17 protein-coding genes and 1 pseudogene are annotated in these 23,103 nt (G+C 54.5%); 14 read left to right on the plus strand and 4 right to left on the minus strand.

The window, feature by feature from the left end; all coding sequences use genetic code 11:
* Nucleotides 1–636: 636 nt before the first annotated feature.
* The gene (locus SFU85_08780; GenBank protein MDX6766872.1) at nt 637–1,677 is read right to left on the minus strand and encodes a WYL domain-containing protein; all 1,041 of its coding nucleotides are present in this window, start codon (nt 1,675–1,677) and stop codon (nt 637–639) included.
* A 133-nt stretch (nt 1,678–1,810) separates the two neighbouring features.
* Between SFU85_08780 and SFU85_08785 the strand changes: the two genes are divergently transcribed.
* The 7 genes and pseudogenes from SFU85_08785 to SFU85_08815 all read left to right on the plus strand — a co-directional run bounded on the left by SFU85_08785 (nt 1,811) and on the right by SFU85_08815 (nt 9,568).
* The gene (locus SFU85_08785; protein ID MDX6766873.1) at nt 1,811–2,059 is read left to right on the plus strand and encodes a DUF3892 domain-containing protein; all 249 of its coding nucleotides are present in this window, start codon (nt 1,811–1,813) and stop codon (nt 2,057–2,059) included.
* An 80-nt stretch (nt 2,060–2,139) separates the two neighbouring features.
* Entirely contained in the window at nt 2,140–2,529 is a 390-nt protein-coding gene (locus SFU85_08790; protein ID MDX6766874.1) for a metal-dependent hydrolase, read from the plus strand.
* Nucleotides 2,530–2,868: 339 nt separating this feature from the next.
* Nucleotides 2,869–4,623: a hypothetical protein gene (locus SFU85_08795; GenBank protein MDX6766875.1), complete on the plus strand. Its 1,755-nt coding sequence runs from the start codon at nt 2,869–2,871 to the stop codon at nt 4,621–4,623.
* Between the two features lie 127 nt (nt 4,624–4,750).
* Nucleotides 4,751–5,883 (plus strand): annotated as a pseudogene (locus SFU85_08800) (IS3 family transposase).
* Between the two features lie 160 nt (nt 5,884–6,043).
* A complete protein-coding gene (locus SFU85_08805) occupies nt 6,044–6,826 on the plus strand; it encodes a TnsA endonuclease N-terminal domain-containing protein (GenBank protein MDX6766876.1) in 783 nt (260 codons plus the stop codon).
* A complete protein-coding gene (locus SFU85_08810) occupies nt 6,819–8,672 on the plus strand; it encodes a Mu transposase C-terminal domain-containing protein (protein MDX6766877.1) in 1,854 nt (617 codons plus the stop codon). The genes SFU85_08805 and SFU85_08810 overlap by 8 nt, the downstream gene beginning before the upstream one ends.
* Nucleotides 8,669–9,568 carry a TniB family NTP-binding protein gene (locus tag SFU85_08815; protein ID MDX6766878.1) on the plus strand — a complete coding sequence of 300 codons (900 nt, stop codon included), beginning with the start codon at nt 8,669–8,671 and terminating at the stop codon, nt 9,566–9,568. The genes SFU85_08810 and SFU85_08815 overlap by 4 nt, the downstream gene beginning before the upstream one ends.
* Nucleotides 9,569–10,859: 1,291 nt before the next feature.
* On the opposite strand, the gene SFU85_08820 is transcribed toward SFU85_08815, so the two are convergent.
* Both SFU85_08820 and SFU85_08825 read right to left on the minus strand, forming a co-directional pair.
* Nucleotides 10,860–12,221 carry a hypothetical protein gene (locus SFU85_08820; protein MDX6766879.1) on the minus strand — a complete coding sequence of 454 codons (1,362 nt, stop codon included), beginning with the start codon at nt 12,219–12,221 and terminating at the stop codon, nt 10,860–10,862.
* 581 nt (nt 12,222–12,802) lie between these two features.
* On the minus strand, nt 12,803–13,051 hold the full coding sequence (locus SFU85_08825; GenBank protein MDX6766880.1) for an ATP-binding protein: 249 nt from the start codon (nt 13,049–13,051) through the stop codon (nt 12,803–12,805).
* 61 nt (nt 13,052–13,112) lie between these two features.
* Here SFU85_08825 and SFU85_08830 point away from each other — a divergent pair, with 61 nt between their 5' ends.
* The 4 genes from SFU85_08830 to SFU85_08845 all read left to right on the plus strand — a co-directional run bounded on the left by SFU85_08830 (nt 13,113) and on the right by SFU85_08845 (nt 18,424).
* Nucleotides 13,113–15,110 carry a recombinase family protein gene (locus tag SFU85_08830; protein ID MDX6766881.1) on the plus strand — a complete coding sequence of 666 codons (1,998 nt, stop codon included), beginning with the start codon at nt 13,113–13,115 and terminating at the stop codon, nt 15,108–15,110.
* A 767-nt stretch (nt 15,111–15,877) separates the two neighbouring features.
* Complete coding sequence (locus SFU85_08835; GenBank protein MDX6766882.1) at nt 15,878–16,081, plus strand: hypothetical protein; 204 nt, start codon at nt 15,878–15,880, stop codon at nt 16,079–16,081.
* Nucleotides 16,062–16,439: a hypothetical protein gene (locus tag SFU85_08840; GenBank protein MDX6766883.1), complete on the plus strand. Its 378-nt coding sequence runs from the start codon at nt 16,062–16,064 to the stop codon at nt 16,437–16,439. Before SFU85_08835 ends, SFU85_08840 begins: the two co-directional genes overlap by 20 nt.
* Nucleotides 16,440–16,747: 308 nt before the next feature.
* Nucleotides 16,748–18,424 (plus strand): hypothetical protein, encoded by a 1,677-nt coding sequence (locus tag SFU85_08845; GenBank protein ID MDX6766884.1) that lies wholly within the window; start codon nt 16,748–16,750, stop codon nt 18,422–18,424.
* Nucleotides 18,425–18,612: 188 nt separating this feature from the next.
* On the opposite strand, the gene SFU85_08850 is transcribed toward SFU85_08845, so the two are convergent.
* Nucleotides 18,613–20,256, minus strand: coding sequence for an AAA family ATPase (locus tag SFU85_08850; GenBank protein MDX6766885.1), 1,644 nt, complete (start codon nt 20,254–20,256; stop codon nt 18,613–18,615).
* A gap of 479 nt (nt 20,257–20,735) precedes the next feature.
* On the opposite strand from SFU85_08850, the gene SFU85_08855 reads away from it, so the two are divergent.
* From SFU85_08855 to SFU85_08865, 3 genes are all read left to right on the plus strand, one after another.
* A complete protein-coding gene (locus SFU85_08855) occupies nt 20,736–21,173 on the plus strand; it encodes a hypothetical protein (GenBank protein MDX6766886.1) in 438 nt (145 codons plus the stop codon).
* Between the two features lie 46 nt (nt 21,174–21,219).
* On the plus strand, nt 21,220–22,416 hold the full coding sequence (locus tag SFU85_08860) for a hypothetical protein (protein ID MDX6766887.1): 1,197 nt from the start codon (nt 21,220–21,222) through the stop codon (nt 22,414–22,416).
* 250 nt (nt 22,417–22,666) lie between these two features.
* Nucleotides 22,667–23,103: hypothetical protein (locus SFU85_08865; protein MDX6766888.1), on the plus strand; the 437-nt coding region annotated here is incomplete at its 3' end.

A 23,103-nucleotide genomic window follows, 5' to 3' on the forward strand; every position in this document is an offset into this window, starting at 1 on the left:
GAACAAGACGCACAAGCAGAGAATACTGCTTTACCATTACAAAAGTAGCAGACACCGCGTCGCCCGGTGCCGTTGCAGATGTAACACTTGGCACGCCTACCCGTGCCATTGCAGTAAAAGCAAGTCGATCGCTTGCCTGTGCCTTCACAAGAGAAACACGCAGCACGTCGTCCAGAACCTTTGCAGGAGAGGCATGACTTTTTCCTTCCTGTTCCACCACATGAAAAACACGTGCCGTAAGGCCTCCGCCCCGTGGCAGAACAGATGCGGCAATCTTGCTTAGTCAAATCCTCGCCGTGGCAGCTCAGGCAGATTTTCTGAGTCAGATCTTCCCCTCGACATACCAAGCAAGTTTTCTGTGTGATATCTTCTCCGCGACAGACCGAACACACCTTCTGCGTCAAATCTTCTCCGCGACAACTTCCGCATACTAACAGAGCGAGATTCTCACCTTTGCAATAGCCGCAAGTGTATTTACCAGAGCCTTTACAGCTTGGGCATTCGATGCGTTCGACATCGTAAACTGCTTCTGGCGGTATCTCAGCATTTGCTGACAAACAAGCCAGAACCCAACAGATGAATAAACCTAAAACAGAGTGTAAAGAATTACGCTTCATTCAGGGACCCTCACAGTAGCTACCGGACTTGAGTGTTCACAGGAGGACGGAGGCACTCAGAGTCGGATGACCCCTTCGATTCATACGTCTGAGCTGCAACAACCAGCCTCCGGCCAATCGAGTCGCACAACGAAGGCGGGTGGATAACCTTCGCATGCTCCCCCCAGCCCAAAATCCACCGCTCCAACTCTGGGGACTGAACCACTCTCAGTCGCAGCCTGAGCCTACCGTCTGGCAAGTCATCGATGGTCTGGCTGGCATGCCAAATCCGCTCCTGGACCCATCGCGCTGCGATAGGGTCAAACTCGACCTCAACATCGACCACTTCACCTCCCACATAAACCCCCATGCTTCCCTCCAACTCAGCCTGGATCGCACTAAGGTCAGGGCTAGTAAACTGGGTGCTGAGCATCCTGGCGGTCCGCATACGACAGAGAGCGAAGGTCTTAATCATGCCGCCGGCGAACTCATAGCCCAGAAGCACCCATTGACCCTGGCCACAGCGCAAATGGTATGGCCGCACCCGGCGACGCCGAAAAGCTTGGTCCTTGATGCCCCGATAGTGGAACTCCAATTCTTGGTTCCGCGATAGCGCCTGGACAACTGTCATATAGAGGTCATGGTCAAAGTTGACCAAGCCCTCGCGCGCGATGCTGATGCCGTTGCGCAGATCCTCCCAGGAGAACCCGTATTGGGCGGACTTCTCCACGGCGAACCGGCGGATGGTTTGACGAAGAGGCGCTTCAAATCCTGTTCCCTGCGAGGCGGAGACCACTTTCTCCGCCACCATCAGCGCGAAGATTTCATTCTCGGTCAGGTTCAGCCCTGGCGGCGGCTTCAGGTATTTCCAGAGGCCTTCGGCCCGGTCAAAGGCGATGTCATGCCCCCGACGCATCATCTCCTGGAGGTCATTCCAGATTGTCTTGCGGGTCACGCCCAATTCGTTGGCGACGGCCTCCATAGACCGGAGACGCCCGGCCTGGATCTCCTGTTTCAAGCGATCAAAGCGTTCGAGCATGTTTAGGCTCACCCGCCGGAGGGGTTTCTTGGGCTTTTTCATCGGCTGTGAAATTTCCTTACACCATGCCCTGCCTAAAATCCACGCCTAATCACGGAACCGGTCTATCCCCTCCCTGGAGGTGGGGGAGAGATTGGGCCCAAACAACGGAGAAAATCCAATGGTAACTCGATACGTGACCCGAACAGGGAAAGACAAGGACGGCGACATCACCAAACTCTGCAACCCCCAAGAGACCTGGTCGCCACGCCACAAAGCCGACGCGATCCGGGACATCGAAACCAGGGCGGTGGTCTACAAGGTGGCGTGGACCGACGGCCTGGTGACGGATGTCCGGGTGGTCAATGGCCCCACCCGCAAATACCTCCGCACCGACCGGGACACCACCACCCGCAACAACCTCGATGACCTTCCCGATTGCTGAACCTAAGCCCGGGGCCGGGGATACAGGCAGGCGAATGCCCGCATCCCCGGCGATCCCCGGTCGTCCAAACGAGAACCCATATGCCCAACCGTAACGAACACCTGATCATTGGCGCGGCCGCCGGAGCGGCCGCCGCCCTTTTCATGGAATACCTCAAAACCATCGAACAACCGGGCTCCGCCATCGACTGGAACAGGGTCGCCATCTGGACAGGTGTCGGCACCCTGGCCGCCGCTCTGCCCGATATCCTTGAGCCCGCATTCAACCCACGCCATCGCGGTCCAGCACACAGCGCTCTGACCTTCATGGCCGCCTTCTGGCTGCTTCAATCCGACTGGCTTAGGCACCACGTCGATCCCGCCATGGCCGAAGTGATTCGAGCGGGCCTCATGGGCTACCTCTCTCACTTGGCGGCCGACGCCACCACCCCGATGGGTTTGCCGTTCCTGGGATCAAGTAGCGTGCTATAGGTCACTTGGTCGATTGATCGTTAGCTTTATTGCATACCCAGCAGAAAAACCACAAACGCATCTGCGCAGCACTTGATTAGTATTGGTTTCTAGCAAACTAAGGGTCAGAGGGGTTGTAGGAACGGCAATGATCGGTGGTTTCACACTAGTTCGTGTCCTTATTGACGGGAGCCTAGTGTTGTGCAAGATGCGCGGAGTCGGAAACAGGACACTTCGCGGTTTGTAAAATATCCGCTCGTGCTGCCAAATACACCAACGATCTCGTGAATCCATCCTCCAGGCGCCGTAAAAAGCGCTGCCGTTTCAACAACTAGAACCGTGTCGTATTCATAGCAATGTATGATTAGAAGCATTCAAATCGTGAATATCCGGGGAATTGAGGACAGAACCTTCACGTTCGAACAGCCGGAAATGCACCCGAACAAAGTCCACCTGCTAATCGCGCCGAATGGTTTTGGGAAAAGCTCAATCGCGACCGCGTTCGCCAATCTCAATTCTCGCCGACTTTCGGTGAAGGAAAAAGATTGCTTTCGCCACGACGAAACACGACTGCCTCGCTTGGTCGTAACAGTCCGTGATGAATCCGGTGACGTTTCCCACACGGCGGATCAGACAAGGAACGAAATAGCCAGGGTTTTCGACACTTTTGTCATCCGGGGCCCCAGAAAAATCAAAGCGTTCCAACGCCCGACGGAATCCGGATATCAAGTCCCCGTCGCGGAGTTTGTGATAGATCCAATCGAACTCTGCAAGATTCCAGAGAAGGCGGTCATTCCATACAAGTATCGGGAAGCTGCGGCGAATCTAGGCGGGGCCGGCAAGGCCGCTCCGAACATTACGGTTGATCTGGAGCGCAGCGCGGTTGTACGAGCGCTCCTTCAATCAAAGTTTGGAGCCAAACAACTTGGGCAGCGCCTGCAAAGCAAATACAATGCATTGCTGCAGAAGCTTAAAGCGCTGTCAGGCAAGGAAGAGGCCGTGCTCCAACAAATCACGGACCAACTTTTGACTGACGCTGCGGATATAGCCGAGCTTCGCTCCCTTTGCGATCTGTTCCTCCGCTTCAACTCGGATGCGCACGCCCTCGTCGCCACTGTTCAGCTCATCGAGATTGCGCGTGCGGACCTCAACTTGGCGAAAAAAGCCGAGCGTTGGCTTGCTTACCAAGAGAAATACCATCGCGTGAAGTCGTTTATCGACTCCTGCACCCCGAACCCGCGTTGGATCAAGACCGAAGTCAAGCAGACGGGGCAGACGCTGGTTATATCCCTTCCCAAGCCCGACACCATGTCGAACGGGCAGCGAGATTTTCTTTGTTTCCTTTCCCAACTGATAGAGTTTGAGTTTATGTCAGAGAAAGGCAAATCAATCCTGTTGATTGACGAGATATTCGACTACTTGGATTACGCTAACGTGGTCGCATGCCAATACTTCCTCAAGAAGTTTATAGACTCGCACTCAGAATCCGGAGCGCAGGTCTATCCCCTTATACTAACGCATCTTGACCCGAGTGTTTTCAACAGCTTCATCTTCAGCAAGAGGCTTCAAAAAAACCATTATTTAGATAGGCTTCCGCAGATCGTGACCAATGGAGGCCTTTCCAAAATCATAAAGTTGCGGGACGCGGACGCCGAGTTGGAGAGCATTTTCGCCAATTTCCACGCACATCACGCGCTCTCGGATTGCGACCACAAGGACCTTTTCGAACGCAAAGGCCTGAAAACGAACTGGGGGTGCTCGAAAACTTTCCGGGAATATTGTCGGAAGCAGATTCAAAACTATTTCGATACTAATGAAGTAGAGGTGGATTATCTGGCCGTGTGCATCGGACTGAGGGTGTATATAGAGAAGAAGGCCTGCGACCAGCTCACCCCATCCAAGCAAGAGGAATTCACAAGGGTCAAAAGGACTGTCGATAAGCTGGAATTCGCGGAGCAGTATGGCGCAGCGGTTCCCGAACTCCACTATTTACTGGCCGGGCTTTACAATTCCGCCCTACACACAAATGACGGGTCTGAAGACATTTTAACACCCGTGGTCACCAAGCTTCAGAACTCATGTATCCGTGAAATGATCCGAGAGGCCCTCGCCTAGATTCTACTACAAGCCTCAAGTTTACTATAAACTGGGGCTGCCCTCAAAGGGCTGGTGATCTTCCCCCTGTAATTTGGCCGGGAGCGGGTTGAGGTTCAAGCCCCCAAGGGCTAGAAAGAACCCGACCATGAAACGCAACCGGCATAGTGAAGAACAAATCATCCAAGTGCTCAACGAAGCCCGCGCGGGCGGCAAAGTCGAAGACATCTGCCGTCGCCACGGCATCAGTCAGCCGACCTATTACAAGTGGAAGCAGAAGTTCGGCGGCATGGAAGTCTCCGACGCCAAACGCCTGCGCCTGCTCGAGGAGGAGAACCGCAAACTCAAGAAGCTGGTGGCCGCCCAGGCCCTCGACGCCATGGTGTTGAAGGAGATGCTGGCAAAAAAGTATTGAAGCCCAAAGCCCGCCGCTCGGCCGTGGCCGAGATGATGCAACGCTTTGGGCTCTCCCAGCGCCGGGTCTGCCGCTTGAGCGGGTGGAACCGTTCCTCGGTCCAGTTCCAACCCTAGCCCAATCCCGATCAGCGTTTGCGCGAACGCATGAAGCACTGGGCCGCCCAAAAGCCCACTTGGGGATGTCCCATCCTCCATGATGTGCTCAAAGCCGAAGGGCTGGTCATCAACCACAAGCGCACCGAGCGCATCTACCGGCAAGAAGGCCTGTCGTTGCGCCGTAGGCGGCGGCGCAAGCTGCCCTCCGCACGGCGGGTTCCCTTGGAAGCACCCACCGCCCCCAACCAGCGCTGGTCGATGGACTTCATCCATGACCAGCTCTCGGACGGCCGCCGCTTCCGCTGCCTGACCCTGGTTGATGACTTCACCCGCCAATGCCTGGCCATTGAAGTGGATACCTCTCTGGGAGGCTCCCGTGTGGTCGATGTCCTGGATCTGCTGGCGCTAACCCGACCAATGCCTCAGACCATCACCACGGACAACGGTCCGGAGTTCACCGGCAAATCCATCCATCGGTGGGCCCGGGCCGCCGCGGTCCGTCTCCATCCCATCCAACCCGGCAAACCGATGCAGAATGCCTTCATCGAAAGCTTCAACGGCACCTTCCGCGAAGACTGCCTCAACCAGAATTGGTTTGACACCATCCCCCAGGTGCAGCTCCTCATTGAACTTTGGTGCAACACCGACTGCGACTCCCTTCGGCCCCACAGCTCCATCGGACGTGTCCCGCCTGATGCCTTCGCGGCCCGATGGAAACAACAAAACCAAACCAGAAACAACACCAACCTCTACCTCAACCCGGCCTAATTTACGGGGAGAAGATCAGCGTAGGCCGCCATCTGATCCATACGGTAGCGGCACGAACCGCCTTGACATGGGCTCAATGGGAGAAATGAACGCGAAAAACTCTGTACATCCGCGGTTAATTTTTTAGGGTTCCCCAAGTCCCGCTAGAATGCTTTACCGCATGAAGCAATCTTCCACCAATCCAAGCGTAAATGTGCCCGCGCGACGCATAACCAAGAGTCATACCTCGCTTACAGGGTTCATTGTCGCAGGGAAGGCCGGCGGCTCAGTTGCTTTCGAGTCCAGGTTGGAGCGGGACTACTTCATCCAACTGGACTTCGATCCCGCTGTCCGCTCATTCGCTGCCCAGCCCCTGAAAATTCAATACACGGGCCGGGACGGTAAACAACACTCCTATACACCAGATGTGCTGGTCCAGTATAGCAAGTCCCCCTGGGGTAACCGCGGACCCAAAACGGATTTGGTTGAAATCAAGAGCGACGCGGATCTGGCCAGGAAATCCGGTCTCTACGAAGAGCGCTTCAAGGCCGCAGCAGAATACGCCGCGAAAAGAGGCTGGAAATTTAGCGTGCTGAGGGAACGCGATATCCAAACTGACTTCAACCGCAACGCATTCTTTCTCTGGGGGTTCAGAAGGCATCGGGAGCACCGTCCACATACCGCCATAGTTCGTGCCGCTATCCGCCGGCTCAACAGCACTACCGTTGGGCAGTTGCTGGATGAAGCCATTCTGTTGCACGAGACCAGACACGGGCTTCCCGGCAGCTTTGAAGACCCCGACATGGTGAAGGCGACCTATTTGGCAACAATTTGGAAGCAGCTTAGCTCCGGCTACATCGAAGCAGACCTCAATAAGGCGCTCCACAACCGCACGGAGGTTTGGGTCTCTGCTGGCCACTCCCAACGTCCAAGATCAGGACTGATTTCCTTCGACCATGAGTAACGTCATTAAACTGGTGAAGGGTTCGCTGGTGCGGAGAAACTCTCGCGAGTTTATCGTCCGCGATATTCTCAATGAGACTGAAGTGCTTCTCACCGACATTTCAGAAAATGTGAATCTGGTTGCCGCCATTTCGAGTCTCGAACCAATCAGAAATGACGAAGCGGTTGCCATTCCCGACCTTGCAGCGATATCGGAGGAGGCATGGTCTGTGGCCGAACAGCGCTTTCGGGTGGTCCACGCACTGCTTGACCGGAGAACCACCGTGAAAGACTGCGCCGAGGCTGCGCGTAACGCCGGAATTCATCCTGCAACGCTATATCGGTGGCGGCAAAGATTACTCCGGGAAGGATCTATCGCCGCACTCATTCCCCGAAAGTGCGGGAGAGTCGCTGGCCGCAAGGTCCTGGACGCAGCTATAGAAGAAGTCATCCAGTCCTGCATCAAGGAGGTGTACCTGCAACCCGCCAGGGCTACATTTGGGACGCTGCACGAAGACATCCTCATAAAGTGCCGCGAACTGAAGCTTCGCGCTCCCCACATCAACACCGTAAGGGCGAGGCTCCGTGACATACCCCGTCGAGAGGTCGTTATGGCGCGGCTTGGATCAGATGTTGCCGAGCAAGCCTACGGAACAAATATGGATACGCCCGCCGTCGCCGACCTTCTCGATGTCGTCCAGATAGATCATACGCTGCTCAACATCATCGTTGTAGATGACGAGTCACGACTCCCGATCGGAAGACCGTGGATTACAGTGGTGATGGATGTGGCCACCCGCGTCGTACTGGGTTTCTGTCTGGCGCTTGAACCGCCAGGGGCTCTGTCTGTGGGTTTGGCCCTTTGCCATGCCATCCGCATGAAGGAGCACTGGGCATTTGGGCTCAAACTGAGCACTGATTGCGATTGGCCCTTCTTCGGGGTCCCCAAGTTTGTCCATGCGGACAACGCGAAGGAATTTCGAGGGGAAATGCTCAAGAGGGCCTGCACGCAGTACCAGATCAACCTGCAATGGCGCCCCGTCAAGAAGCCCAACTGGGGTGGACATATCGAACGCTACATGGGGACTCTTTCAGAGAAGCTGAAAGGCCTGCCGGGCGCCACCTTCTCCAACCCCAAAGAGCGCGGAAACTTCCCTTCCGAGAAAAGCGCATCAATGACCTTGAAGGAATTGGAGCGATATCTGGCGACTATAATCGATGGTGAATACCACCGCAAGGTCCACTCCAGCCTGGGCATAAGTCCTCGGGAGGCTTGGAGGCGCGGCATTACTTGTAGCGCCAAGAATCGTGGCTGCGGCCTGCCCCCTTTTGTTGACGACGAAGAGCGGCTCCGGATGGACTTACTTCCCTTTGTAGAGCGGACAATTACCGACTACGGGGTCCGAATCAAGGGCATACACTACTATGCGGATGTCCTGCGGCCTTACACACATGCCACCATCCCAGGGCGGGCAAGAATAAAGCGGCAGTTCATTTTCCGCTACGACCCGCGGGACATCAGCGAAATCTATCTGTGGGATGAGAAAAACAGCCGCTATCATCCTATCCCCTATAGGAACACGGGACTTCCTCCGATCAGTCTATGGGAGCTTCAAGCTGTCAGAAGGCGGCTGCGTGAAAAGGGGCTTACCCAGGATGATGAATCAGTCATTTTTAACACATACAAGGAATTGCGCCGTCAGATCAGCACTTCGGAAAAAGCGACAAAGCGAGCGCGCAGGCAGGCTCAGGCCAAGCGTCTTTCCGGTAAACCAGCCAAGACTACCCAATCCACGATGCCTATTGAGCACAGTTCTAAGCACGAACAGTTTGCGCCGGACATGGTTGGAATCAGGTTTAGATCATGAGTTCGCATTTACACAGGCACGTTATCCCGCATCTCTCCCTTCCTATGGAAGCGAGAGTGCTTCAACTCACTGAGGAGGTTTGGATTCCTTACCGACGGGGTGAAGAAATCCTGGACTACTTACAGGAGTTGCTGATGATGAACCGCAGAGCAAGACCGCACAGTGCGCTTCTTGTAGGTCCTACCAACAACGGAAAGTCTTTTATTCTGAAGGAATTCTTGCTTCGCAATCCAAGTCCACGGTGCCTACCCAGCGAAGCAGATGTCGCACCCATCGTCTACATCCAGGCGCCCGAGGAGCCAAAGGAAAGCACATTCTTCGATGCGATTTTGGGGCAATTCTCGACTCCTTGCCGACCCGGCGATCCCGTTAATCAAAAGCGGTATCACGCACTCCAAATTCTTAAGGGTGTTGGAACCAAAATCCTCATAATCGATGAGATTCAGCACATCTTGGCGGGGGACAATAAACGGCAGCGGGTGATGCTTAATCTGATCAAGTATCTTAGTAACGAGCTCGGGATATCAATTGTAGCGGCTGGTGTTGAAACAGCGCTCAACGCGATTCAAATTGATAATCAGGTCGCGAATCGGTTTCTCCCCATTCCACTGCCTCGCTGGAAGTACGATGAGGAGTATAGGAAACTTCTCGCGACGTTTGAGGCGGTCATTCCGTTGGCTCTTCCCTCCGCGTTTGCTTCACGGGAGATGTCTTATGTGCTCTGGGAACAGAGTGGAGGCTTGATCGGAGAGCTGTCCACGCTCCTTGCGACTGCAGCACGATTCGCGATCAAAAACGGGGAGGAACGAATTACCATTGAGATCCTAAATGCCATCGATTGGACCGCGCCGGGAGATCGAAGGAGAAAGACTGAACTCACGTTTGAACCCTACTAGCAGGCCTTTTGTCCGTTACTCGGGATCTCCTGGGTGCCATGGCCAATCATCATTGCCTTGGTCCATAAGGCCAAAACCCCTTCCGGGTGAGCTATTTACGTCGTGGCTGGTTCGCCTATCCTCGGCACATGGGATAAAGCTTCAGACGTTCTGCACGAGGGTTTGGCCCGGCGCGAGGACTCTTTGGACCAGAAATGCTGATCGTCACAGGACACCCGAATTCTGGAAACTCTTGGCTGAAGGGGTGGGATGCGACGAAGATGTCATTCGTCGAACACACCTTAGCAGCCTAGAGGACAGACTATCACCAGAGGTGGTTCCAGATGGCATGACCAAGTGGGTTCTGCCAATGGGAAAACGGTCCAGGGTATGCACAAAGCCGGGCCTGCTATTCTGTCCTGAGTGTCTTGCGAACGCCCCAATTCCCTATTTCAAGATGCAGTGGCGCCTTGCGTGCTCAGTAGTCTGCATCGAGCATAGTATCCACTTGCAGGACCGGTGTCCAAAATGCGGCAGCCCGGTGAATTTACATCGTCTGGACATGGGCAACAAGCGCAGACTCCCTTCGTATGCAGTATACAGTTGTTACAATTGTCGTGCAGATCTCCGTTTGGCCCGTTCATCGAGAGCGTCAAAAGAGCTGACCTCATTCCAAAGATTATTGGAATACTCTCTTGATCAAGGCTACGTCGCAGATCCGGTGCTGAGATTGAACTACACCCATCTCTTCTTCGATGGCCTTCATATTCTCTTGATGTTCGCCTTGTCCCAAGCCCCAATAAGGTTTCGGGAGTCAGTCACGCCAGCCCGCTCTCCTACCCACTTGGGCTACGCGTCATTGGAGGATCGAATCAAGGCATCCTCGCACATCGCTTCATGGTTGGTTGATTGGCCCAGAGTTTTCGTTGATTGGTGCCGTGTGCACCGAGTTACGAGCTCCGATGTGACGCAAGAACCGAACCAAGCGCCGTTCTGGGTAGCGTCCGTTCTCCGTTCGGAGCTTTTGCACCTGCACACGCACTGGAAGCATCTTCGGGCAATGCCCGCGGCGAGCAGCTATAAGGAATCTTTCAGACTGCAACTCAGTCCATATTTCAAAAGGCTGAAGGAAGCGGAACGGATGGCGAGTCGCCATAAGCACTTGCTGCCAGCATCGCCCAAGCGATTCGCGGACCTTTTGAAGGCAAAAGGGTATTACGCTAGTACAACGCACTGGAGCCATATTGCGCTGCGTTGGGAAAAGTTCTTCGTCCGAGGTAAGCGGCGCAAAGGGTCAGGCCGGACTGAATACTCAGGCTAGTAACTCAGCGAGCTTCTCGCCGAGTGAGTGGGCGCATGATGCAACGTACTTAATGCGAACAGCATTTTTCTCCGAGTTAGATACTTCGGCCGGAATCGTTAAAACGGCATGCCTAATGTTTGCGATGGATAGGCCATGGTCACTGAGATGACGCGTAGGAATTCGCCCTCGGCACAACATTTGCCTCAATAGCAATTGCTCTATCAAAGAGCCGGATAAAGCCCTCTTGTCCCGACTCCATACAACACGCATAGCAAACCTTCCATTTGGGGTGGTATCCTCAATGTCAAAGACACAGCAGTAACCTCCTCTTCCGTCGGTAAATTGTGCTACATAGAAAGTCCGATGCGCGTCCGATTTGTTTTTATTAAGGACATAAAGCCAACCGCATTTTGAGGCCAAATACGCGGAAGCCGCTTTACATAACCGCTGGTTCGTTGGTGTTATCCGAACGCCTTTCCATGGCTCCTCTAGGCCGAAGACTTGAGGCCAGGTGGCGGGCTTGAAGCCTCGACCTGCAGAAGCCTTTTCAACGATCTCCATAAAGGTCCCGCAAATAAATAACTTTTCACGTTGGATAGCTTCTCCTTGGTCCTGGCTGAGTTTGATCCTCCCGTGTTCCCCATGCGGGCTTGGCACAGCGTCCAAGGTGTGTTTCGGAAAGCTAACGTCGTCGCTTCTAATACCTTGCCGGTTACTACTTGCTTGTGGTTTACGCAGAACCTCCAAGTGCTCAATTCGGCTCAGACTTGTAAACGCATTGCCCATTTCACTTGTCGGAACGTTGACGACGCCGGCAAGGTTACTCCCGGCTTCGACTGTCACTTGGACCTGAGAACCTGATGGAAGCCATTGTTGCCCTAATGCCGGGTATTTTTTAGGACTCAACGATGGCGCAATACCGCCCTGGTTGGATTGCTCGATCACCACTTTGCCCAACTTTCTAAGCGGCTTGATAGCCAGAATCCGTTCCACCAAATGTGTTTCCGATGACCCAACTCTCGAACTCCACGACATTTGGAATTCGATCTGCTTGATCGACGTAAACGGCCAGTCAAACAGCGGATATTTGCTCGGTTTCTGAGAAAGCTGCTCAAACCTAAAAGTTTTATGGACTTCAAGTAGTGATTTGCGGAGGGCAGTTTCTGCAACCATACTGGCGATGACCGCACATTCTGACTGTGAAGCTTCGGGTCCTAGGTGTAAATGAGTCGCGTTTCTAATACTATCGTAGTTCGACCTAGCGCCGCAAAACCACCTTTGTGTCCCAATATCGCCACTTAGCACCGCCATGAACAGTTTTGAAGTGGCGCAGGTGAAGAATCGGATCGCTTCCCAAGTGGGAATCAGCACGTTGGCGACACTTCCCTTCCTGCTAAAACGAAGCCATATCAATGCGTAGTCACAGTCTACGGCGCGAGGGAAAATGGCCTCAAAGCGACTCACTGCCGCTTGTACACCACTGTCTCTTAACGTGGCTCGGTTATCTCGTCGGATCAACTTTACAGGGTCGTTCAAATCCCCGCGGACCACAGTTATACCAACGGTAGGAGGATTAATGGTTTCCGCTGGCTCAAATATGCTGCCCACAGGCAACGCCGGAATGTATGCCGTGGCAATAGTCGCAGTCTTGATGAGCTCTGGGCCTCTCTCAGCTATCCAGACAACCCGCCTGCCTTGGCGTTTGGCTATGCATGGAGCCCAGTAGGACTGCACGAATGCAGTGGGAAATCCCGCGTTCTCATGACTCACTTCCCCGAACGCCTGCAACCGATGGGGCCTCTCAAACTTCAAGCAAAGTATAAGGTTCGGCTGCGTCTTCATGAGTCGGTTCGCGCCTTATGGTGATGCCAGCGAACCCTGCGAAATCAAGCTTCGGGATTTCTGCTCTGATAATTGAGTTGTGTGATGATATTCAATTGCGTTCGCAGCATTCAGTGTGCTGCTCGCAGCGTTGCGTGTTTTGGACACGAGCCGCCGATCAGGCCGACGTCGGAGATGGTGTGGTGGGGGGAGCGGAAGGGGCGGCGGGCGACCAGGCTCTGCCCGGGGGGCAGCAATCCGGCCACGCTGTGGATGCGGGTGGTTTCAATGGCTTCTTCCAGGGAGAGGGTGGGCAGGATGGTGGGCAGTCGCTTGGCCAGCATGCTTTTCCCCGAACCGGGATTTCCGATGAGCAGGATGTTGTAGCCTTATTTCCCACTTGCGGTTGACAAACCTCAGGTGCCTGGACTTAACCTAAACATGAAGACCGCACCCCGTGCCTACCACTACGTAAGATTTAGCACTCCAGAACAAGCCGGGGGTGATTCCCTACGGCGACAATCCGCACTCGCAGACCAATACTGCGCCGAGAAGGGCCTGACCCTCGACAATTCCCTGCGACTCCGTGACCTGGGCGTAAGCGCCTTTCGGGGAAGCCACCGGTCGAAGGGAGCATTGGGTGCTTTCCTTGCCAAGGTTCGAGCTGGGGAGATCCCTCGGGGATCGCGCCTCCTCTTCGAGAGCTGGGATCGTCTTAGCCGCGAAGGCTTGCTGGAGCAGGTTGAATTGCTGGTGGGCCTGCTGAGGGCCGGTATCATTTTGGTCATCCTGGCCGATGGCCAGGAACTTACAGAAGAGGTGGTCTGCCAAGACCCCTTCGCCTTCTTCGGGAGCATGTTGAAAATGCAGTCCGGCAATGCGGAATCGAAGCGCAAGAGTCGCCACGGTTCCGCAGCATGGTTCGGCAAACGCGAGAAGCTGACAAAAGAGGGGAAGAAGCTCACGGCCCGCTGTCCTGCCTGGCTCCGGATGAGGCCTGACAGGACAGCGTTCGAGTTCATCGCGGAGCGGGTCGCCCTGATCCGCCGCATCGTTAACGAGAAGCTGGCCGGCAAGGGGGTGGTCTACATCGCAAACCAGTTCAACCGTGAGAAGATTCCGGCCTGGGGAATGGACGGGCGAGGGGGGGAGATGTGGCACAAGTCGTACATCCAGAAAGTGTGCGAGTCGTCGGCGCTGGTCGGCCGCTTCCAGTCCTACAAAAAGGTCGACGGGAAACGTGTCCCCGTGGGGGATCCGGTCGAGGGATATTTTCCTGCCGTTATCGACATGGACCAGTGGGCCAGGCTCCAAGGCGCTTTCCACCGCAAAAAGTTCCACCGGGGACGTGTGGGGGAAAACCTTTCCAACCTTTTCTCACATCTGACCAAGGATTGGGATACGGGTCTGCCAATGATCCGCCTATCCAAGGGGGATGGCCTCGCATACCTCCAGTGCGCCACTGGAGGCGCCGGCTGGCCTTACCACCATTTTGAAAAATGCGTGCTTTCCACCATTGGGCACATCGACATCGCTGCCATCTTCGCCAGTGGTTCGGACCTTCTTGTGGATGAGTTCCAGACCCGTGTCCTTGGTTTGAAGTCTCGGATCGAATCCCACAAGGCAGCCATCCAACGGCTATTGGAAGTAGCAGAAAGCAGTAAGACGCCCCCCAAGTCACTCGTTGAGCGGATCAGTGAAAAGGAACTGCAGCTCTCGGTTATGGAAACCGAACTTCAGCAGGCTGAGAGTAGTGCTCCCACGACCCCCGAAGCCATTCATTCTGGCTTGGCCACCATCCGGGAACTCATCGACAAGAGTGGAGACCGGGATTCCCGTTTTCAGATTCGGGAGGCCCTGCGCTCCTCGGTCAACGTCATTCGAGTGGACCCGGTGCTGCGGGACCCCATGGTCGGGCAACTGACTGTGAAACCGGGCGAGGAAGCATTCACCGGATTCTGGTCGTCCTTTATGGATGCCACCCAGGTCCACATGCAACCGGGATACAAAGTCACCTCGCGGTTTCGGCGCTTCGAGATTGAGTTCGCGAACGGGACGAAACGCCTAGTTTATGTCCCTGAGCATGGTGGCAATGCGGGTATTATTGAGGGTGGGCGCCAGATGGTGACCAAGTTCGCCGTGCCCGCCCCCTATGGCCCGCGTCCTGAGCAAAAGCGGAATGCCAAGGGCCAGTATGGAGCGGTGAAAAAGCCGAAGGCGAAGAAGCTGCGGCCCCATTCGATCTCACCCCTGGATTGGGATCTCGACCAGCTTGAGTTGGCCCCCGGGGATGCCCTGCGCTACGCAACTTTCAAAGATTGCTGGTGGCAGGAAAGGTTCGTCTTCGTTCCCCCTTCTGCCCCCGCCCCATCACGGTCCCTTCCGCTTGTTTCGAGGGGATTGTCCAAGTCGGCGGCTCGCCCCACCCTGACCCTCTGACCCTCCGATCCTCTTCCCGGGGACAGTAGGAGAGTCGTGGCTACTCGGCCTGGTATTTTCGTTTCTTTCGCCGTGGGGGGAGGTCCGGAATTTATGGCCGAAATCAATCGGGCCCGGAAATGCCTGTTACTTTCGTTTCTTTCGCTGAGGGGAAGGCACGGAATTGTGCTCAAAATGGATTGGAATCCAGAGCGCGAGTTTGCCAGCTATTTTCGTTTCTTTCGCTGAGGGGGCAGGGTCTCGATAAAAGCCAGAGCTTCAGTTCGGAGTATTTTCATGTGCCCCCGATTGTTGCGCACGGCGGTTAATTTACCTTCGTCTACCCATTGTCGCACCCGTGTGTTTGTAACCATAGCTACGAGTGCTATGTCTGCGGGGGTCAGGTAATCCCCTCTCCAAGGAAACGCGAGCACCCGATCTAGGAATTTCAAAGCTTCCTCCATAGTGCCCCCAGTAAGGCTGAAAGATCTGACCTGCTGGCCTTGGTAGTCGTGCACGGTGAATTGACCGGTTACGTCGTCCAAGGGGATCTGTGACTGGTCGGTGGCGGGCTTGAGCTTTTTTCCCATACCCAAAGGCTGGAGAAGTCCCAACGGGCTGCCAAGCCTCCTCCCCCCTTGCCAAGCCGCCTATTTGCCCCGTTTAGGCCGGTCTCGGGCTTGGGCAAGGTGTTTGTCGCCCTGGAACCCTATCGCCCGAATTTGGGCCGTTTCTGCCAAAAGTTGAGAAATGGGTGAACTATTTCCGCCCGACCCCTAGTATCCCCTATGACAATCGCCCCTTCCTCCCAAGCTTCTTCCCTGCCTGCCATAGCCAAGCGCACCGGCATACCCTTGGGGACACTCCAGGGGGCCGTCACCCGTGGGGAACTGCCCGACGAGCCGTCCCAAGAGCAGTTGGATGCCTGGTTACAGTCCCGGGTAGTCGACAACGCCCCCGTATCTCTGGACTGTGCCCCCGGTCAAAACTAGCCTCCCTGCCGCTCCTGCCCCGAGCTTTCCCCTCCTGTCCAAGTCACGCCTCGCCAGGCGTTACGGGGTGACCGTGTCCTGCGTGGAAAAATGGATGTCCGAAGGCAAGGTTCCCTTCTATCGCCTTTCTTCCCGAGTGGTGCGTTTCGATCCCCTGCAATGCGACATGCGCCTTTTGGCCCGATACATGCCCGGTCGAAGCGAGGTGTCCCGCAGGACGGTGAAGCTCCATGACCACCCCTACCAGATCCCGCTGGACCTGGGTGAACTTCCTCCACCCCCCGAGAAGAGGACCACGCTCATGACTCTTCCCCGGACGCGCCCGGTGTGGGCAAGATTGTTGGGGGTCGGTAAATAGTTGCCTTTCCCCGCTTGCAGATCCGGGGCTGCCTCGACATAGGACCGGGACAATGGCAGCAGTCCCCAACTTTGAACCTCTCCGTAGTGGCTTGGAAGCACTCTTCCGGGGCCTTGGGGATGGTTGCAAGGTTCTTGCAAGGTTTGCCGGGGGGACTGGGGTAGATCAACCACTTACGAAGAGCGCGGGGGTAGGGTTAAAAGGGGTGTTTTTGGGGCAAAAAAGCCCTGTTTTACCTCTCAAAAATCCGATGGGGTCCCAAAGAAGTCAGAGGGAGCTTCGCTCCCTAAGATTATCTTTAGCAGATAATGAACCCCGCCCCGTCCTCCTCCCAGAAGCCGTCCCTGCTCTCCAACTTTGCAAGGATGTTGCAAGGATTACTTGGCCCGAAGGGGCAAAACCAAGCGGAGGTTACCATGAGTGACCTCATCAAGAAGGGGAAGGTCAGGAATCAGCCCTGCTATTATGAAGTGCCTCCCTCGGGTGATGGAATGCGATGGAGAACCCTCATTCCCGGCAGGTTCGTCAAGGCAGAGAGAGAGGCCAAAGGCGAAAAGGTAGGAAAATCCTCATGCCAGGAAAGGTTGAGGCACGACACGGAGGATCAGGCCAAGGACCACCTCAAGCTCCGCATGGGCCAAATTTGGAAAGCCATCCAACTCAAAGATCAGGCCGCAGAGGATGAACGGTTGCTCCAAATTGCCCGCAGGGCCCATGCCATGATCAAGAGTAAGGGGTACGACATCACCCTTGAGGATTTTGTCGAAGAGTTCATGCCCAACATTCACTATGTTCTTTTGCCCGTTCGTGAATTTTTCCGACGCTATTTAAGAGAGGTTCACATGAAGGATATTGACAATCCTGGCCCCCTTGATGGCGCATCCTATTGGAATAACATTGTGTGTCTTTATCGTAAGCTGCCCCCCTCCATCTTGGACAAGGCTCCCAGCAAGGTGGACTGGTCCACAGAATTCAACCCGGTCCTTTCAGAAAAGGGTAACAAAAAGTCCACCATTGCGGCAAACCGTCGTTACCTTCACACCGTCTTTGAGCACTTCACAAAAAGGTCATTCATTCTTACCAACCCGGCCGACTTTGTTCCCCGTTCTGGCAGACTTAAATCGCATTCCCGGCGCGGTCCCACTTCGGTACCCGACCACTCACCGTTGGAGTTGGTAACACTTCTGGACTTCACCCTGGCCAAAGCACCCGAGTTATACCCGGCCATTATTCTGCTCATTGGCTCGTGCGCCCGCTGCCAGGAGATTGCCAACTACAGGTGGGAGTACTTCAATCCAGGCCTGGGGTCAGTCGGCGTGCCTGAGTTCATTCAAAAAGGCGAAGGCACCTTCTACCATGCCAACTACCTCCCCAGGGGGCTATTCGTGCGGCTCCAAGCATTCTTCAAGAACGACATTCCGAGGAATGGCTATGTTGTGGCCCTTGATGTCCCGGAGGATCCGAAAGACCCCGACGTGACCTACAATGCGCGCAAAAAGGCCTTCTCGGAGAAACTCAACGTCCATCTGTTCAATTCCACCTTCAAGAAGATGGAGGGACGGGAAGAAAACGAAAAGGATCGCGAGCCGATCAGAAAGCTCGGTTTGTCCATGCTCAAGGCCTTGGGTGCAAACATCAACTTCATCGCCCATTTCGCGGGTCATATGGATAAAGAGACCACGATTGATAGTTACATCTATCGTCTCAACTTAAGGAAGACTCAGGATGCCTACCTGAATTTCTACCCTTCTGACTACCTCGATAACCCGGAAACCTTCACCCCGGATCTGGCCTACAAAGAGTCGCCGGAGTACCTCGACAAAATCGGCCAGAGCCCCAGTGCTGCTGCAAGCACAGCGCCCCCTCCAAGCGCTGCCCCGAGCGACGCACCAGCTCCCACCGCACCTCCCACCACTGCTCTCCCTGCTCCGCAGGCACCCGCTGCATCGAAAGGCAAGAAGCCTCGTGGACTCAGCCCTGGCTGAGCCGGTTGGGTTGCTGCTGCTTCACCGGGCGTGAGGTGGCTTGCCTTCTCTATGCTCCTCGCTCTTTCCACGGCGGCCTGAGAGCAAGAGCAGGAGCAATGCACCTAGGTAGACCGCCATGAAAATGACGGGTTGCTCCCGGAGTAGGCTATTCAAAAGTTCGGGCATATTGATTTCCCAAAGTGTTTTCACCACTCGTTGTCCTCGCCAATCGGCGTTTCGCGTTTAAACCAAAGGTCCCATTCGATATGAAATTCCCGCAGGCCGGCAGCGGCCTCAAGGAGGACTTTGCCCATGCCAATGCTCGAGAACTCAATGGCGTAGTGTTCCATGTTTCGCTCCAAGTCGCTTACGAGGCGGGGAACATTATTGAAATTGAATTCGTGCCCGAAAAGTTCTTCATTGGAGGTTTCGCGATCCCAGTATTCCTCAAGCGACCAGCAAGTGGCACCCAGCAGTAAAGCTAGTGTGCTTGAATCGCCCAATCCGCCCTCTTTTTCCGACCCTGCCAGTTCATTTTCTCCCGCTGCCAAGAATGTCTCATGCAGTTTTACGTGCAGCATAAGCAGTCGAATGCTGCGCGCCGCAGCGAGGGCGCGAAACCGGACAGACTGTTCATCGGCCATAGGGCGCACTGCGGGAGACCAGTTTTCCGGCATAGTGGGTTGGGGTGGCGGCGGCGCGGCCTTGGGCGGAGGAACGGTCGGTGGAATCGTGAGTTGGAGTTGCGCTGCCAGGCCACCAGTCGCTGCGGGATCTGCTTTTGGTGCAGCCTCTTTGTTTTTCGGTTCGGGGTGCTTCCCGTTTTTCCCGGGTGGTTTAGTCTGGCCTGCGGAACCTTTGATCCATGGGTTCCCTTTCTTCCCGGGCTCGTGTGCCGGTGGGTTTGTGGGACCAGTGGGGGGTGCGGGGAACGGGCCTGGGGAGAGATTGAAGGGCTTCAAAAGGGGAATGTCCTTTTCCACGGCATCCGCCGCCAGGCGCAGGCAATAACTTTCAAACCACCTCATCCCCTGGTTACTGTCCACGGCTGCTTTTGCCAGTGAACGAATCTCGGTATCAGGAATCTTTTTCCCTTTCTCACCTTTGAAGGCGGAATGGATCCGAATGATACCGCGAACGTACTCAGCTTCAGTCGGGGGCTCCAACATGACCACGTCAGCGGCAAAACGGGAAGCGATCTCCGGGGGCAACCCCTGACCGTTGACCTTGCGCGAATAGTGGGGGGGATCGAGCTTCACGGGATCCCCCACGGCGAATCCAACCTGGGGCCGGTTCGCTGCCGCATCCTCCTCTTTTTGCTGGGTGGCCAGTTGTTGGAAAGCCCCCGCCCCGACGACAAAGACGTCTGCAAAGCGGGCAATATGTTCGTCACTCCAACCGACACCTTTGAGCCGCCCGTCGCCATCCAACAACGCAAGCACCTCCCCAAAGACGCCCAGGGCCCAAGAACTTCCATATGCACCACCTGCCCCCGGCGGCACCGTTTTGTCGACCTCGTCCAAAAATAACAGCTTCTTCTTGGAATCGGATGCACCGATGAATGTTGCAACTGTGGTTAGAGAGGATGGTTGGGTGGCAGCCCCCCAGGGGATCCATGAGTTGCAGGGGATGGTCATTGACGCCAGGCCCATCTCCCCGGCGAACCTGCGAATGACTTCCGTTTTACCAACCCCAGTGGGGCCTACCAATAAAGTGTGTGTTCGGACCTTCACGCTGCCCACTTTGGGCATGAGGCATTTGACGGCAAAATTACGCTGAAGGGATTTTAGTGCGGCGGCCTGGCTGGCGGTCGTGAGAGTGTCAACCTTTTGAGGTTCTGGTACGGGCATAAGTCTCCTGGGAACATTTTTAATTGAAGACCCACCGGAACGGGTGGGCGTGGCAAGCGCGGGGGAGGCTCTCCTTAGCGGAGAGCGGTGGGTATGGAGACCCAGGAGACAATGGTGCGCGTGTAGTCCATGAAGAGGATTTTCAAGATATTCCTACTGACCTCTTTGCCAAGTCAAATTTCTCAGGAAGCGATTCTAATCCCAGTTGTTCAATCTAAACCAAAGTAAGCAAGTGTCTGGAATATCGCTTCAAAGTTTTCGATGTTTTCTGGACACATTAACCGGAATAACCCTTTGGAACTAGCCCCCCCATGTAACCGCCCTCTAATGCCCAAGACATGGCCTTCTTCATATGGATCCAGTTTGTGGGTGGCGGGGTGTTGTTCTGGGTAGTGGTCGCTATTTCGAGGCATTTGCGCGTCAACACCCTTTGAGGCATATAGCCCCTATCTTAATTAAAACAAACAGGAGTAAATAACATGAAGAATACGATTGGTTGGAATCAGGTTGTGCGGTGTATTGCCCGTGGGTTTCTGCTGATGGTGTCGTCGGCTCTTGTGGTGGGGGTCGTCGGGTCGGTATTTTTCATATGCCGAAAGTTGGCCGCGATGTATGGATTGGCTCAATGGTTGACGTCGACATGGGCTGTTTCCGAGGCTTTCTTCACCCTGTTTACGCTGGCCTTGATCCCGCTACACGTCCTCATGCTGATGGGGTGGCTTCTTTGGTGGAAAAAGCCAGGGTGGTCCATGTTCAAAATCAACGTGACGTTTTGTCACATGTTTGTGGTTGTTTGGCTAGGCATCGTGGCAGTTGAATTTATTCAGTCGGGAGGTGGTAGCGGTGGTTTCATCTGGATGCTTATCCTCACTTTATTTTGGGGATGGTCTCTATATAGGAACCTATTTGTGGATTAAAAAATATGCTGGCCACTAAAGATGCTTTCTTCAGTGTCGCGAATTGATGCCATTCGAGAAATATTGGAGTTGGGTAAAAATTATTGCAGTTGCTTTGCTTGGTCTATTTCCAATCACGGGGACCCTTCTGATCGTTCCCCATGCCTACCGTTGGGGTCACATCCCCCAGCTCACGTTGGATGAAGGGGCAGTTTCATTGTTCTTCCTGATACTGGCCCTTTCCGTCGGTCTCGGGCTGTATCTGTTCCTGCTTTTTTACGCCCTTCATTGGCTGGATAAATGCGTGGTCAGGATCAAGAACCGACAAGTGCTACCACAACGCAAATTGCTTACGGTGGTGCTATTTGTTGCTGTGCCGGTCGTGGTGGTTTCTGCTTTGGCGGTTGGGGTTGTGTCGAAGCTCTCCCTAAACATTACGTGGTCGCTGCTTCTAATCTGCCTGCTCTTCCTAGCAGTTTTGTGCTTCTTCACGCTCTTGTCGTGTAACGATAGCCCGTTGACATTGAAGGGCCTTGTTTTTAAGGGATTTTGCCATGTTCTTCCTCTCTTCATCTCATGTATTTTAGTTGGCGGCACTTTTGGTTTTATCCTAGGAATTCTGGAGCACGATCATGCCGCATTTTACAAAGTTCTGATTTTTTATACCTTCTTTATAGCGTTTTTCTTGACTGCGTTGCTTGGTCTTCGTGAATGGGATCAGCGTGTTTTCTTGGTGTTTGTCGGTGCTATTATTCTCGTCGTGGCTAGTGGAACACCGGTATCGCAAAGACTTCTTGGATTGTGGAATCTGGCAAATGTCGAGCACGCTCAGGTGGCGGTCACTCTTGAGTCGGCTTCGTTGCTTGAAACATCTCACGTTGGAAGGCGGATGAAAACCGATGCGGCTTCATGTGCAGTATTCGATGGGTTGTACATTGTCTATGCAGTCGGAGGGTCTTTTGTGGTTGCTGACCGGGCTTCCGTCGACGAGCGGTTGAAACAATTTTATGAAAGCAACCGCCACCGCCTTTTTTTCTGGAAAGAATACCCCCGCATGGATTCCATCCCTTTGGTCAGCCTGAAAACAGAAAGTGTTCTTGGATTTAGTCCTCAGAAACCTCCCGCTCGCGCGGACGGGCAGGCAAAGCGCACGCAGAGTGGAGGGGATTCCAAGGTTGAAGAACAAGGTGCCTGTTCAACGTCGCATGAAGAGTGTTCGCCACCATGCCTAGTTCCTTCTGTGCGCAATATTCCCGCACATTAAAAGTCTGTTGGGTCAAGATGCTGGCCCCAACTTACCGATTGGCAATTCGGAAGAAGAAGGCTCCCTAAACTGTATTTAGCGACGTTGCAGGTTTTGCGAGTTTATCCATCTCTGAGCTATCCGTTGGCCCTATGGCTTCGCCATAAGATTGCCACAAATTCGCTCTTTCGACTTTTATTATCGAGTTATTCACAATGGCGCGGGTTAGGCATAGACAGTAACTAAATTCATCTTTATTAACCTAAGTTCGATGAGACGTTCCAGGAATTTTGGTGGAAGTTTTCTTTCTGCCTTCGCTGTGCTGACTATTGTCCTCGGCCCGGGGGAAGCCCAGACGGCAGATACGACTCAAGCATCCACTGAACCAACTTCGAAGCAGGAAAGTGAGTTCTACGAGGAAGCAGTGGATTGGTGTCCCTGGCCGGACTTCGTCAATATCATCTGCTTCCCAGAAGCAGGATACGCCTACATCAACTTCATCAAGTTCTCCGTGGAGGAAAACGGCAGTTACTTCGGAGATTTTCCCGTCCTCTGCACCATACCGGACCTGGATAAGTTGCCCGCCTCGGGTTGGATCTATGATCCCAAGACGGGCTATTCCTGTTGGATTTCCGTGGAGGTGGGCAATGGAAAGCTGGACTTGGACAATTATGGGCTCATTCCCACGGCTGCACGGCAACTGAAACA

This window comes from Candidatus Methylacidiphilales bacterium, assembly GCA_033875315.1.
Lineage (GTDB): Bacteria > Verrucomicrobiota > Verrucomicrobiia > Methylacidiphilales > CAZTYG01 > JANRJG01.